Raw genomic sequence first — 13,880 nt, 5'->3', positions numbered from 1 at the left:
CAAAAAATAGAGATTGAGATACTGAATCTCAACCTCCATTTTCAATGAGCACTTAAAGAGTACTAACCATTATAAATGCTTTTTAAGTTCTTCCACGAATTTCTCTAGGTAAATTTGATCAGTTTCATCGAAACGATTTAGTACTGGGCTGTCAATATCTAATACGCCTAATATTTCACCATTTTTTATAATTGGTACAACAATTTCCGATTTACTTGCACTGTCACAAGCTATATGTCCTGGGAATTGATTTACATCTTCTATACGTTGGGTTTTTCGTTCTTTTACTGCAGTTCCACATACACCTTTTCCGTAAGCTATACGAATACATGCAGGTAAACCTTGAAATGGCCCAAGTACAAGTTCGTCATCTTTCCAAAGGTAGAACCCTACCCAGTTAGTTTGATCAAGGAATTGGTTTAATAGAGCTGAAGCGTTGGATAAATTAGCGATAGTATCTGTTTCGCCATCAACTAGAGCAGTTAATTGTTTAATTAATAGTTCATAATCTTTTACTTTATCACCGGAATAAAGACTTGTTTGAAACATAAAAAATCATCCTTCCTTAATTTTGTTAAATTATCCCGGTAAATCATGCAGGATAATTTAATTCTTTGTCGTATTTATAAAATAATGATACATAAAACGCAACGAAAGGAGTTGAATTTCAATGAAAGATACCCCTACAAAAAGAAAAGTAGTTGAGGCGGCTTCATCTCTTTTTTATCAAAAAGGGTTCCATGGTACTTCCGTTCGCGATATCGCTGAAAGAGCCTCTGTCAATGTTTCTTCCATCAGTTATTATTTTAAGGGGAAACAAGGACTTTTAGAGTATGCCGTTTCTCGATATTATGAAGAATACTTGGCAATCATTGAAGCAACTCTTGAGGAATTTGATAATGATACACCAAACGAAAAATTAAAAAAATTAATACACCAAATTATACAATATAAACATACAAATCTTCAATTATCCTGTTTTATCCATCGCGAATTATCAATGGATTCGGTATTTGTTCGGGAAATGGTTGTTACTTACTTAGCAAAAGAGAACTTTATAATTGGAAATACGTTCTTAGCAGTGTTCAAGGAGAAGCAGGAGAAGAAACATAAGCTTGATGGTCAATTTTTATTAATGCAATTAAAAGGCATGCTTGTAACGCCCTATGTATTACATAATGAATGGAAGTCGCAAGTAGTTGGTGATTATTCGCATTCGCAATTCGTTAATAAATACGTTCAAACGATTCACCAATGGGTAGATTATATAACCCAATAAGAAAGCAATTTAGGTTGTTAAAAAACAGCCTTTTTTTATTCTTAAAAACAGGCAGAGGTACGTGAAATACAATATTGCACATTTTTTGACAAAAAAATTCGTTTTTAATTGATTTTTTTAGCCAAAAATCGCTTATACATGGTATTATAATGATTATAGTAAATAAGCAATATATGATGTTATTGTTGTTTTGTATTTATATAGATGGAATTTCTGCTTTGATTTTTTAGGGGGCTTTATTATGGAAATAATAATTGGAATAATACTTGTCGCAATCGCACTAATCATTATAAGCCTTATTCTTCGAAAGAGAGTATATGATTTTGTTGATCGTCTTGAGAGCTGGAAACTAGATGTTATGAACAGAAATGTATCTGCTCAGCTTACTAGAATAAAAGCGCTAAATTTATCTGGTGAAACGCAAGAACGTTTCGAATCTTGGAAGGAACGATGGGAATTTATTCTTTCGAAAGATTTGCCAGATATAGAAGAGTATTTATATGATGCAGAAGAGGCTGCAGATCGATTTCGGTTCTCGACAGCCAAGAAGATACTAAGGAAAACAGAGCAGAATTTACAAGCAATTGAAAAGGATATTGATAAAATTCTCGTTGAACTTGATGATTTAGTTGATTCAGAGGAAACAAGTCGTAAAGAGGTACAATATATTCAGCCAACTATTAAAAACTTACGTAAGAAAATTGCCCAAAATAGATTCCAATATGGTAAGGCAGAGGTTCGTTTTGAAGTTGAGCTTGATGAACTAGGTGAGTTATTAGGCAATTACCATGATCTAGTTGATTCTGGAAACTATACAGATGCAAAAGAACTGGTGACATCCTTAAAAAACAGACTTAATTTATTTGAAGAAGAAATAGAAGAATTTCCAGAAATATACAGAGCATGTAAACAAGATATCCCTTCACAAATTGATGATTTATATGCTGGTATTAGAGAGATGAAAGAAGAGGGATTCCGCATTGATCATCTCGGCTTTGAAAAGGAGCTACAAGGATATCAACAACGTCTTCTTGATTGTGTAAATGCTCTAGAAAAAGGTCAAGCTTCAGAAGTAAAGGCTTTAAGAAAAGAAATGGATGAGCGAATTCAAGAAATGTATCAGCTTCTCGAAAAGGAAGCTATTGCCAAAAGCTATATGGAAACCCAAGTTTCTAGTTATCAAAAATCAGTTGAGGAAATCGCTGCTTCCTTTGAGGAAACGAAAGCAGAAGTTAATACTTTAAAGCAGACGTATTATTTTGATGATCAAGACATGGAAAAATATTTATCATTAGAAAAAAGTATTGCTCAACTGCAAAAAGTTTATGATGAAGTGATGGAAGGATTAGAAGATGAAGATACGCCACATTCAGAACTAAGGTCCCATCTTGAGACTGGTTTTAATCAAGTAGAGGAACTTCTTGAAAAACATAATGACTTTAAGATTAGTGTTTATAATCTACGTAAAGACGAGATTGAAGCGAAAGAAAAGTTAGCGGATATTCGTGAGCAAATAAATGAAACAAACCGTAGGATTAAAAAGAGTAATATTCCTGGTGTCCCAAACTTCATATGGAACTTGATGGATGAAGCTCTAGAGAAAAGCAATCATGTGTTAAAGACGCTAGAGAAAAGTCCACTAGATATTTCAGAAGTGCAACGATCCTTATCACAAGCCAAGACAGCAGTTGATTTATTAATCGAGCAAACAGAAGTGATGTTGGATCAAGCTAATTTAACAGAACAAGTAATTCAATATGCTAACCGTTATCGTAGCAAGTATCCATTACTCGCAGCAAGACTTCTAGAGGCGGAAAACTTATTTAGAAACTATGATTATGAAGTCGCATTAGAAGAAGCTGCAAGTGCACTTGAAGAAGTAGAGCCAGGTGCTTTAAAACGTATTGAAGAAAATCAAGTCATTTTTAAATAAGAATGGAAGTGAGGCTGCTTTATGGAAAGAAATTTCCTAAAGACAGCCTTCCGTTTTGTGTTTATATACTGTTCAAAAGGTTAATTTACAGTGTGTTAGTTTGGTATGTACTGACGATGCTGATTTGGATATAAACTGTGAGAAAACTACGGGAAAATATATAACATAAGGGAGGATTTTTAATGATTTATCTAGATAACAGTGCAACAACGAAACCACATCCAGAAGTGTTAAAAAGTTTCCAACAAGTATCGACGAACTTTTTTGCAAATCCTTCTTCAATTCATCAGCTCGGTGGAGAGACGGAAAAACTACTTCTAAAATCTAAAGAACAAGCAGCATCACTTCTCCAAGTAGAAGAGGATGAAATTATATTTACTTCAGGCGGAACTGAGGGGAACAATATTGCAATTAAAGGCATTGCATTACAACATCAAGGTAGAGGGAAGCATATTATTACTACAGAAATTGAACACCCTTCCGTTTACGAAGCATGTAAGAGCCTAGAAACATTAGGTTTTCAAGTAACCTATTTGCCTGTTGATGAAAATGGAAAAATTTCAGTTCTTGATGTAGAAAATGCAATACGTAAAGATACGATATTAATTAGTATTATGCATGTTAATAATGAAATTGGTTCGATTCAACCAATAGAAGAGATAGGTGAAATTGCTAAACAATATCCTAAGCTCTTCTTCCATGTCGATCATGTTCAAGGATTAGGTAAGGTCCCTTTAAAACTAGCAAATAGTGGAATTGACTTATGTACGATGTCAGGACATAAAATACATGGGTTGAAAGGAACCGGAGTATTATATTGCCGTAAAGGCGTTCGCTTATTTCCATTATTCCATGGTGGTGAACAAGAATTTAATATTCGCTCAGGGACAGAGAATTTAGCTGGTTCTGTTGCTTTTGTTAAAGCTTTACGTCTAATAAAAGAAAGCCAGTCAACAGAAGCGAAAACGTTACGTAAGCTAAACAGATATTTACGTCAAGAATTAATGAAAATGGACGAAGTAGTAGTAAATACTGCTGAACAAGCTGCACCACATATCATGAACTTCTCAATTCCTGGGTTAAAACCAGAAGTTATGATTCATACTTTAGGAAAGCAAGGAATATTTATTTCAACAAAGTCAGCATGCTCGTCTAAAGATTTGGATGAAAGTAGAATAATTAAAGCCTGTGGATATTCAGAAGAGAGAGCGAAATCAGCATTACGTGTTAGTCTTTCTTATAACAATACAGTTGAAGAAATAAAGATATTTATAAATAAATTAAATGAAGCAATAACACAATTAAAAGAAGTTATGGAGTAGATAAAAATGGAATTTGATCATATATTAATTCGTTATGGAGAACTTGCCTTAAAAGGAAAAAACCGAAAATTATTTGTAGAAAAACTTCAGCAAAATGTTCGTCATAAACTTAATGATTTTCCTGAAGTAAAAGTAAAAAGAACGCAAGGGAGAATGTTTATTCTATTAAATGGCCAAAATCCACAGCCTATTATAGATAAAGTTAAATATATATTCGGAATCCATAGCCTAAGTTTGGCGATAAAAGTGGAGAATGAATTGGAAAAAATAAAAGAAGCGGCTTTATATACTTTAACTAATGCAGAAAACGTGAAAAAGTTTAAAGTTACAGTAAAACGTATAAATAAAGGATTTCCAGAAAGATCCCAGGAATTAAATCAAATTCTTGGTGGACATCTTTTAAGTAATACAGATTCTTATACAGTAGACGTTCACAATCCTGATTTAGAAGTAAAAGTAGAAATTCGTCAAGAAGCAACCTACATTACATCAAGCGTGGTTCGTGGTGCTGGAGGTCTTCCGGTTGGGACCTCTGGTAAAACGTTATTATTATTATCCGGAGGTATTGATAGTCCAGTTGCAGGCTATCTAGCTATGAAACGTGGAGTAGAAATTGAAGCAATACACTTTCATTCACCACCTTTTACGAGTGAACGTGCAAAACAAAAGGTGTTAGATTTAGCAGAAAAACTGGCAAACTTTGGACCTAGTATCAAAATTCATGTCGTACCTTTTACAAAGTTACAACAAAAAATCTTCCAAGAAACCCCAGATGGTTATGGTATGACTGTAATGAGAAGAATGATGCTTCGGATAAGTGAAAGAGTATGTCAAAAGGAAGACATCCTATCTATGACGACTGGTGAGAACCTAGGACAAGTTGCTAGTCAAACAATGACTAGTATGAATACGATTAATGAAGTTACGAATTATCCAATCATCAGACCCTTAATTACAATGGATAAGGATGAAATTATTGATATTTCGAAAGCAATCGATACTTTTGATATCTCAATTAGACCTTATGAAGATTGCTGTACTATCTTTGTTCCAAAGGCACCTAAGACAAAACCAAAACGTGATCGAGCTAATTATTTCGAATCAAAATACGATTATGAGGAATTAATTCAAGAAGCAATCGATGGAATAGAAGTTGTTAGAGTTTCTGACCAGAAAAAAACAGTGGATGCTTTTGAAGGATTATTCTAGAAAATCACGGTAAATTATTTAGCAACACTTACCAATAATAAACATGAATGGAATGCCTCCGTTTCGCACAATATAAGTGTACCAAGGAGGTGAAATACCATGGCAAACAACAATAGCAACAATTCAAACCAATTGGTAGTACCTGGTGCTCAACAAGCACTAGACCAAATGAAGTATGAAATTGCTCAAGAATTTGGTGTTCAACTTGGTGCTGACACAACTTCTCGTGCTAACGGTTCTGTTGGTGGAGAAATCACTAAGCGTCTAGTTCAAATGGCTGAACAACAGTTTGGTGGATTCAACGGTTAATAACAATTAAATAGTATAAATGGCAGAGAGCTATTCATTGCGAATAGCTCTTTTATTATTTTCTGCGAATAAAATTGGAAACATGTGGCAAACTATCGGTATTAAATCTTGGAGATGGAAGTATGCTTTGGATAATTATTGGCTCCTTATTGCTAATCCTTTTTTTTATTCTTATAACATTAAAATTGAAAATACGTTTTTATTATCGTTATCAGGAGGAGAAACATTTTATTGCTGTTGAAGTTTTTTATATCCGGATGCGGATTTTACATCGTGAAATGAATTTAAGTGAACAGTCACAAAATGGTTATTCTAATTTAACGGAAGTGCTCCAAGATATGGATAAGGAGGATTTAAAGGATTTTAAAGAAAGAGCTTTTAACATTCTTCCTCAATTAAAAAACGCTAAAAAAATGTTGACTATTATGATGAATAGCATCATTTTTCATCGGTTAAATTGGAAAACACATTTTGGTCTTGGCGATGCAGCTTCAACAGGTATAGCAGCAGGTGGAATCTGGATGTTTAAAGGTACTCTGTTAGGGTTCTTTTATGAACGATCTAATTTATTGTGCAAGCCAGAGATCTCTGTCACTCCTCATTTTCAACAAAAAGGGTTATATTCTGAAATAGATTGCATTGTATCAATTAGTTTAGGAAAAGCTATTCACACGAGTTTACGTATAGTACAAAATATAAAGTTTTATAAGAAAAAGGAAGTATATACTTAGATTTCTAAAGGAGGATTTACAATGGAGGAACATCCAATTCAAGGTCTTATGACTACCGCTATGGAAAACTTAAAAGATATGGTAGAGGTCAATACAATTATTGGAGATCCTATAGAATCTCCAGATGGAAGTGTCATTATTCCTGTCTCTAAAGTAGGGTTTGGATTTGCTGCTGGAGGAAGTGAGTTTGTTCCTAGTGACTCAGGTTCTGGAGGAGATAGTGATTCGAGCAGTGAGGCAGTATTTCCATTTGGAGGTGGTAGTGGTGGCGGTGTTTCTATTACACCAGTAGCATTTTTAATTGTAAGTCAAAAGGGAATTAAAATGGTACATCTTGATCAGAATACACATATTTATGAAAAGATAATTGATTTTGCTCCAAAAGCAGTTGAGAAAATTCAACAGCTGCTAAAAGAGAGCAGTCAAGGTAAAGGAAAGGGATCGAAGGAGAAAGATAATCAAGGGAAAAGTAGTGAGAATGAAAAGAAAGAAGACCAGCCCGACCCTAAAAAGAAATCTGATGAGGAAGAAAAGAATAACTCTGAAGAATCATCATCCATCTACGATATTTAAATTAAAGTTGATTGGAGATTCTTTTTTTGGAAATCGCACTATTCTTTTACTATAATAGATATAAGTCTATGGAATAGGAGGAAGATTATGGTTAATGTTACGTTTAAGCAACAACCTGTTACACTATTAGGTAATGAATTAAAGGTAGGGGATCAAGCTCCAGATTTTATGGTTCTTACCAATGACTTAGAAGAAAAATCGCTTTCAGATTATAAGGGAAAAATCAAATTAATTAGTGTCGTACCTTCTATTGATACAGGAGTTTGTTCGATCCAAACGAATCGTTTCAATCAAGAAGCGCAAAAGTTAGATAATGTCCATGTCTTAACAGTAAGCATGGATTTACCATTTGCTCAGAAGCGGTGGAGAGAAGTTAATAACGTGGAATGCTTAGATATGCTTTCTGATCATCGAGATGCTGACTTTGGAGAAAAATATGGTGTTTTAATAAAAGAACTCCGATTACTAGCTCGCTCGATATTCGTAGTAGATTCTAATGATAAAGTTACATATGTAGAATATGTTTCTGAAGTATCAGAACATCCTGATTACGATAAAGCATTAGAAGCTGCAAAGAAAGCAGAATAACATAAAAAGTCTTCCGTTAAGGAAGGCTTTTTTATTTGATATTAGTCATGTTTTGAAAAGAGTATTTTCAAACACTAATTCAACTCTCGAAAAAGCCTCTTTTAAAAATGTACGCACTATGTCTACAGTCGATAAATAGTTCACTATATCTTTAAGACTTGGGTTACTTGATTCATCGGCAGGAAAATCATTTGGTAAACCAAATATAGTGTACTAACTTAAATTAAAGATGATGTTTAATTACCTTTCTTAATAATACTTTTAATTTAAATCTTCTGTCTAAATCATTATTTTGTACAGTTAAGCCTTATATCTGTTACAATATAACGGGTCTAAAAGGAACGGAGGATTATTTATGAATATGGAAAAAACGAGCGTGGAGAAATTATTTGAATGGATAGATCAGACTACAGGAATCATTGAACAACATTTAAATGAACCATATCTTGATAGTTTAGTTATCTCACTTGAAACACTTTTTTACCAAGGTCCAGAAGAATCAATCGACGATATTTTGTCACACAAATTGAACATGGCATTAGATATAATAAAACTAGAGGAATATAAGCCAGATGAAATTAGAAAAGCAATTCAATTTGCTGTCTTAAAAGGGATGAAAGATAATACACAACAACAGCATCTCATTACCCCTGAAGCTATTTCATTAATTGTTGGCTATATAGCGCAAAAACTAATTGGTACAAAAGACACAATTCGTCTATTTGATCCTGCCTCCGGTACAGGAAATATGTTAACCGCGGTTGTATCACAACTCGATAAAAAGGTGGAAGCATATGCTAGTGAAGTTGATCCGACATTAATTCAACTTGCTGTAATTAGTGCTAATTTACAAAAAGTTTCCATTGAATTTTTCCATCAAGATAGCCTAAGACCATTTCTATTAGATCCGGTGGATTTAATTGTATCTGATCTGCCTGTTGGATATTATCCCGATGATATACGTGCAAGTAGCTATGAACTAAAGGCTGAAGAAGGACATTCTTTTAGTCACCATTTATTCATCGAACAAAGTTTAAACTACACTAATGCAGGTGGCTATTTACTTTTAATGGTTCCAAACTTCATTTTTGAAAGTGAAGGAAAGGACAAGTTACATGCTTTTATACAAAAACATGCTCATATTGTAGGGGTAATTCAATTACCGGAGAGTGCATTTAAATCTGAGAAAAATGCGAAATTCATTTTAATCTTGCAGAAGAAGGGGAAAAATACAGAAGGACCGAAACAACCATTATTAGTACAACTTCCATCCTTAAAAAACACTAGAGCTATGGAAGAGGTGTTAAATAAAATGAATCATTGGTTTACAGATTATCATAACAACAGGAGTGAACTTCATTGACAAACGTATTAGCTATAAATGCTGGTAGTTCATCGTTAAAATTCCAGCTTATTACTATGCCTGAAGAAAAAGTAAAAGCCAAAGGACTTGTGGAGAGAATAGGTTTACCTGAAGCAGTCTTCACATTTGAAGTCGATCAAAAGGACAAACAAGTTACGGACATTCCGAATCATGAAGTGGCAGTTAAGTTATTATTGACTAAATTAACATCATCTGGGGTTATTCAATCATTAGATGAAATTAATGCAGTTGGACATCGTGTCGTGCATGGTGGAGAAAAGTTTAATGATTCAGTTTTAATAACAGAGCAGGTCATTAAAGATATTGAGGAAGTTTCTGAACTTGCTCCACTGCATAATCCTGCTAACTTAACTGGTATTCATGCATTTAAAGAAGTTTTACCTAATGTTCCAATGGTAGCTGTATTTGACACGGCTTTCCACCAATCAATGGAACCTAAGTCATATTTATATAGTTTACCTTATGAGTACTACGAGAAGTATGGAATTCGCAAATATGGTTTCCATGGTACGTCGCATAAATATGTTTCCCAACGTGCTGCAGAAATAATGAATAAACCGTTAGAAGACTTACGTTTAATATCTTGTCACCTGGGGAATGGAGCAAGTATTGCTGCTATTAAAGGTGGTAAATCAATTGATACTTCAATGGGATTCACACCACTTGCTGGTGTAACGATGGGTACTCGCTCAGGAAATATTGACCCTGCATTAATTCCTTATATTATGGAAAAGACTGGGAAAACAGCAGAGGAAGTAGTAAATGTCCTAAATAAAGAGAGTGGAATGCTTGCTTTATCCGGATTTTCAAGTGATTTACGTGACATTGAACAAGAATCCACTACTAATAAACGAGCAGAACTTGCACTAGATGTATTCGCTGGTAGAATCCATAAATATATTGGTTCTTATGGGGCAATCATGTCAGGTATTGATGCGGTTATTTTTACTGCAGGAGTCGGTGAAAACAGTGATACCATTCGAGCTAAAGTATTAAATGGTTTAGAATTTATGGGTATTTATTGGGATCCTATGTTAAATCAAGCTGCTAGAGGTAAAGAATTATTTATTAGTTATCCGCATTCACCGGTGAAAGTTATCGTAATTCCTACAAATGAAGAGGTAATGATAGCAAGGGATACAATTCGACTTTCACACTAAAAAATAGGTATTGATATGGTTTACTATATCGATACTCTTAAAAGGAAAGCATATTTCCCCCTGATAAGAAAAAGAGGCTGGGACATTTCAATCAAACAAATAACCGAATAAATAACTGGTAAAGTGCATTATTCGGCGGTACATCTGTACTACTTTGTTATGTCTTAACCTCTTTTTTAATTTATCTTACGACTAAAACATCACAAGATGCGTGTCTTGTTATACTTTCTGATACGCTGCCAATTAAGAAGCGTTCTACAGCGTTCATTCCTGTTGCTCCACATATAATTAAATCAACTTTGAATGTTTCAGCAATATCCTTTGCAATTTTTACTCTAGGTGAACCATATTCGATACAACGGGAGATATTGGTAATGCCTACTTCTTTTGCGCTTTCAACATAACTATCAATTAAGTCCTTGGCATAATCCTCAGCTTGATTGGATATTGTACCGTCAAATGATTCAGCATATGCAAATGATCGAAAATCAACTACATGTGCAATGATTAAATGTGCATCATTTCGCTTTACGATATCTAGTGCTTTATTAAATGCTGTCTCAGAAGCTTCAGATCCATCAATTGCGACTAAAATGTTTTTATACTCATACCTCACTTTTCTCTCCCCTTTCTCATTTATACCTTTATTATACATTAAAAGCGCTTTCATTTGGTAAAAGTAAGCAGGCCTATATTGACAAAAATAGTACAAACTAATCATGGAGGTGAGTACATGGCCAAGAACAAAAACAAAAATAAACACAGGTTATTTGAAGATCCAAGTGGTGTTTCTGCAGTACAAAACCAATTATTTGAAAGTTATCAAAGTGGTGTTGTAGAAGACCAGTTGCATAATAATAAAGGTATTTGGACCTTTAATAATAGAAAGGCTTAACGTACACCTCTAAACAATCTACTCTAAAATAGGGTAGATTGTTTTTTATTTATTCGGTATTCTAGTATTAATAGTAGTATTTTTTATATTTTTTGTTACAATGGAAGTGCTTACAATTTAACAGGGAAGGTGTTCCAAAATGAAAATTGGGGTTCCAAGAGAGATAAAAAATAATGAGAATCGCGTAGCAATTACGCCAGCAGGAGTAATGACCTTGAAAAATGCGGGTCACGAAGTATTTATTGAGTCTAACGCTGGGATGGGATCTGGATTTACCGATGAACAATATGTACAAGCTGGTGCAGTTATTGTAAACACTGCAAAAGATGCTTGGGCTCAAGAAATGGTAATGAAAGTAAAAGAGCCGCTACCAGAGGAATATGATTATTTTTATGATGGATTAATTTTATTTACATATCTTCATTTAGCTGCAGAGCCATCACTTACTCAAGCATTATTAGATAAAAAAGTGGTTGGACTTGCCTATGAGACTGTTCAGTTAGCTAATGGCTCCTTACCACTACTCACACCTATGAGTGAAGTAGCGGGTCGTATGGCTGCTCAAATCGGAGCTCAATTCTTAGAAAAGCCAAAAGGTGGTAAAGGCATATTACTTGCAGGTATTCCTGGAGTAAAAAGAGCCAAAGTAACGGTTATTGGTGGGGGTGTAGTTGGTGCTAACGCAGCAAAGATCGCTGTTGGTCTAGGAGCGGATGTTACCATATTAGACTTGAATCCAGAAAGACTACGATATTTGGATGATATTTTTGGTTCTTCCATTAATACGATGATTTCGAATCCACTAAATATAGCGGATAGTGTTCGTGAATCAGATTTAGTAATTGGGGCTGTACTTATACCAGGAGCAAAAGCACCAAAGCTAGTAACAGAGGATATGGTTATGGTAATGTCAGAAGGATCTGTTATCGTAGATGTGGCAATTGACCAAGGTGGTATATTTGAAACCAGTGATCGGATTACTACCCATGATAATCCCACTTATACAAAACATGGTGTGCTTCATTATTCTGTGGCAAATATGCCAGGTGGTGTACCTCGAACAGCTACAATCGGGTTAACCAACGTAACAGTGCCATATGCATTGCAAATTGCTACTAAAGGCTACCGAGAGGCGTGCTTGAGTAACCCTGCTTTATTAAAAGGTTTAAATACAATAAATGGATTCGTAACCTATGAAGCAGTTGCAATTGCACATGGTTTAGAGTATCGAAATGTCGAGGACTTACTACAATAAGAAGAGGGTTTGACCTTTAAGGTCAGACCCTCTGTATTAATTGATAATCTGAAGCTCTTTTGGAAACTTAGTCAAGACTTGAGCACCTTCAGAAGTCATGAAAATCATATCTTCAATTCGAACGCCGGCTGTTTTTGGAACATAGATTCCTGGTTCGATTGTGTAGCACATTCCTTTTTGCAAAGGTAAGGAATTATTTCCGTGAAGCGATGGATATTCGTGGGTTTCTAATCCTAACCCATGTCCAATACGGTGGTTGAAATAGTTGCCGAAACCGCTAGAATCTATATGGTCTCTTGCTGCTTTATCAATATTACCTACAGCAGTTCCTAATTTTGAAGCTTCAATTGCCTTTAGTTGTCCTTCCAGTACTGTGTTATAAATCTTCTCTTGCTCAACAGTAATAGACTGAAATGCAACCGTTCTTGTAATATCAGAACAATAACCTTCATAGATTACTCCCAAATCGAATAATACCATATCACCTTTTTGAAGTTTAGCCGTTCCTGGTGTACCATGTGGAGAAGCGGTTTTATCACCGAATAACACCATAGTAGAGAACGACATTGCTTGAACACCTTGTTTTTTAAGCTCATACTCAATAGTTGCAATTACTTCAAGTTCACTAATGCCTTCTTTTAAGGCGTTGATACCAGTTTGCACACCAAAATCAGCTAGTTCTGCTGCTCTTTTTAGTAGTTCATACTCTTTATCTGTTTTAATGACACGTAATGTGGAAAGTAGCTCCTGTGCACTTTTAATGGTACTCTCAGGTAGAATTCCTTGAATACTATTGTACCTACCTAGTGTAAGGTTATCTTCTTCTACACCAAGAGTTTCAGGTATTTTTCCAACATTATTTAAAAAGGACTGAAACAACTCCCAAGGATTTTCATGATCATGATAATCTATCATCGAATAATTCCAACCTGCATTTCTTGCATCTTCTGCTTCCATAGCAGGTAAAATTAGTACAGGATCATGAGTACTACTCACATAAACAGCAACAACGCGCTCATGTGGATCAGTTAAATAGTTACTTAAATAATAAACATTTGCTGGTGTAGTAACGAGCATACTATCTAATTGATTTTCTTCTAATTTATTTACTAAAGATTGAATCCTTCTTTTTGACATTCATATCACCTCATCTATTACTATCATTATAAACTTAAAAAAAAATGAATTACAACTAAGAAAAATTTGAAACCATTCAGACTTTTATTCGTACTATAGGTAAGT

At 34.5% G+C, this 13,880-nt stretch carries 15 protein-coding genes; 12 read left to right on the top strand and 3 right to left on the bottom strand.

Going from position 1 to position 13,880, the window contains the following annotated elements; all coding sequences use genetic code 11:
• Window positions 1-69 precede the first annotated feature (69 nt).
• Window positions 70-549, bottom strand: coding sequence for a GAF domain-containing protein (locus AB1K81_RS07785; protein ID WP_412976047.1), 480 nt, complete (start codon window positions 547-549; stop codon window positions 70-72).
• A 121-nt stretch (window positions 550-670) separates the two neighbouring features.
• On the opposite strand from AB1K81_RS07785, the gene refZ reads away from it, so the two are divergent.
• From refZ to AB1K81_RS07735, 10 genes are all read left to right on the top strand, one after another.
• On the top strand, window positions 671-1,279 hold the full coding sequence (refZ, locus tag AB1K81_RS07780) for a forespore capture DNA-binding protein RefZ (RefSeq protein ID WP_412976046.1): 609 nt from the start codon (window positions 671-673) through the stop codon (window positions 1,277-1,279).
• A gap of 241 nt (window positions 1,280-1,520) precedes the next feature.
• Entirely contained in the window at window positions 1,521-3,212 is a 1,692-nt protein-coding gene (gene ezrA, locus AB1K81_RS07775) for a septation ring formation regulator EzrA (protein ID WP_412976045.1), read from the top strand.
• Between the two features lie 182 nt (window positions 3,213-3,394).
• The gene (locus AB1K81_RS07770) at window positions 3,395-4,534 is read left to right on the top strand and encodes a cysteine desulfurase family protein (protein ID WP_412976044.1); all 1,140 of its coding nucleotides are present in this window, start codon (window positions 3,395-3,397) and stop codon (window positions 4,532-4,534) included.
• A gap of 6 nt (window positions 4,535-4,540) precedes the next feature.
• Window positions 4,541-5,743, top strand: coding sequence for a tRNA uracil 4-sulfurtransferase ThiI (gene thiI / locus AB1K81_RS07765; RefSeq protein ID WP_412976043.1), 1,203 nt, complete (start codon window positions 4,541-4,543; stop codon window positions 5,741-5,743).
• Window positions 5,744-5,842: 99 nt separating this feature from the next.
• Window positions 5,843-6,052, top strand: coding sequence for an alpha/beta-type small acid-soluble spore protein (locus tag AB1K81_RS07760; RefSeq protein WP_412976042.1), 210 nt, complete (start codon window positions 5,843-5,845; stop codon window positions 6,050-6,052).
• Between the two features lie 122 nt (window positions 6,053-6,174).
• Window positions 6,175-6,783, top strand: a complete 609-nt coding sequence (locus AB1K81_RS07755) for a DUF2953 domain-containing protein (RefSeq protein ID WP_412976041.1) — start codon at window positions 6,175-6,177, stop codon at window positions 6,781-6,783.
• 21 nt (window positions 6,784-6,804) lie between these two features.
• A complete protein-coding gene (gene ytfJ / locus AB1K81_RS07750) occupies window positions 6,805-7,356 on the top strand; it encodes a GerW family sporulation protein (RefSeq protein ID WP_412976040.1) in 552 nt (183 codons plus the stop codon).
• Window positions 7,357-7,443: 87 nt separating this feature from the next.
• Window positions 7,444-7,944 (top strand): thiol peroxidase, encoded by a 501-nt coding sequence (gene tpx / locus AB1K81_RS07745; RefSeq protein WP_412976039.1) that lies wholly within the window; start codon window positions 7,444-7,446, stop codon window positions 7,942-7,944.
• 361 nt (window positions 7,945-8,305) lie between these two features.
• A complete protein-coding gene (locus AB1K81_RS07740) occupies window positions 8,306-9,307 on the top strand; it encodes a class I SAM-dependent methyltransferase (RefSeq protein WP_412976134.1) in 1,002 nt (333 codons plus the stop codon).
• Entirely contained in the window at window positions 9,304-10,488 is a 1,185-nt protein-coding gene (locus AB1K81_RS07735) for an acetate kinase (RefSeq protein WP_412976038.1), read from the top strand. The genes AB1K81_RS07740 and AB1K81_RS07735 overlap by 4 nt, the downstream gene beginning before the upstream one ends.
• 181 nt (window positions 10,489-10,669) lie before the next feature.
• Here AB1K81_RS07735 and AB1K81_RS07730 read toward each other — a convergent pair whose 3' ends face one another.
• Complete coding sequence (locus tag AB1K81_RS07730) at window positions 10,670-11,104, bottom strand: universal stress protein (protein ID WP_412976037.1); 435 nt, start codon at window positions 11,102-11,104, stop codon at window positions 10,670-10,672.
• Between the two features lie 117 nt (window positions 11,105-11,221).
• Between AB1K81_RS07730 and AB1K81_RS07725 the strand changes: the two genes are divergently transcribed.
• A complete protein-coding gene (locus tag AB1K81_RS07725) occupies window positions 11,222-11,383 on the top strand; it encodes a hypothetical protein (protein ID WP_412976036.1) in 162 nt (53 codons plus the stop codon).
• Between the two features lie 139 nt (window positions 11,384-11,522).
• Window positions 11,523-12,638: an alanine dehydrogenase gene (gene ald / locus AB1K81_RS07720; protein WP_412976035.1), complete on the top strand. Its 1,116-nt coding sequence runs from the start codon at window positions 11,523-11,525 to the stop codon at window positions 12,636-12,638.
• Between the two features lie 36 nt (window positions 12,639-12,674).
• On the opposite strand, the gene AB1K81_RS07715 is transcribed toward ald, so the two are convergent.
• On the bottom strand, window positions 12,675-13,775 hold the full coding sequence (locus AB1K81_RS07715; protein ID WP_412976034.1) for a M24 family metallopeptidase: 1,101 nt from the start codon (window positions 13,773-13,775) through the stop codon (window positions 12,675-12,677).
• Window positions 13,776-13,880: the final 105 nt, after the last annotated feature.

Source organism: Ornithinibacillus jepli (genome assembly GCF_047228935.1).
Taxonomy (GTDB): domain Bacteria; phylum Bacillota; class Bacilli; order Bacillales; family Amphibacillaceae; genus Ornithinibacillus.
Note: the sequence above shows the minus strand (reverse complement) of the source record. Positions and strands in the feature narration are given on the sequence as shown.

Excerpts from the sequence above, each read along its gene's own strand:
- AB1K81_RS07725 (WP_412976036.1), top strand. The coding sequence starts at position 11,222 with ATGGCCAAGAACAAAAACAAAAATAAACACAGGTTATTTGAAGATCCA.
- tpx (WP_412976039.1), top strand. The coding sequence starts at position 7,444 with ATGGTTAATGTTACGTTTAAGCAACAACCTGTTACACTATTAGGTAAT.
- AB1K81_RS07770 (WP_412976044.1), top strand. The coding sequence starts at position 3,395 with ATGATTTATCTAGATAACAGTGCAACAACGAAACCACATCCAGAAGTG.
- AB1K81_RS07715 (WP_412976034.1), bottom strand. The coding sequence starts at position 13,775 with ATGTCAAAAAGAAGGATTCAATCTTTAGTAAATAAATTAGAAGAAAAT.
- refZ (WP_412976046.1), top strand. The coding sequence starts at position 671 with ATGAAAGATACCCCTACAAAAAGAAAAGTAGTTGAGGCGGCTTCATCT.
- AB1K81_RS07760 (WP_412976042.1), top strand. The coding sequence starts at position 5,843 with ATGGCAAACAACAATAGCAACAATTCAAACCAATTGGTAGTACCTGGT.
- AB1K81_RS07755 (WP_412976041.1), top strand. The coding sequence starts at position 6,175 with ATGCTTTGGATAATTATTGGCTCCTTATTGCTAATCCTTTTTTTTATT.
- AB1K81_RS07740 (WP_412976134.1), top strand. The coding sequence starts at position 8,306 with ATGGAAAAAACGAGCGTGGAGAAATTATTTGAATGGATAGATCAGACT.
- ytfJ (WP_412976040.1), top strand. The coding sequence starts at position 6,805 with ATGGAGGAACATCCAATTCAAGGTCTTATGACTACCGCTATGGAAAAC.
- ald (WP_412976035.1), top strand. The coding sequence starts at position 11,523 with ATGAAAATTGGGGTTCCAAGAGAGATAAAAAATAATGAGAATCGCGTA.
- thiI (WP_412976043.1), top strand. The coding sequence starts at position 4,541 with ATGGAATTTGATCATATATTAATTCGTTATGGAGAACTTGCCTTAAAA.
- ezrA (WP_412976045.1), top strand. The coding sequence starts at position 1,521 with ATGGAAATAATAATTGGAATAATACTTGTCGCAATCGCACTAATCATT.
- AB1K81_RS07785 (WP_412976047.1), bottom strand. The coding sequence starts at position 549 with ATGTTTCAAACAAGTCTTTATTCCGGTGATAAAGTAAAAGATTATGAA.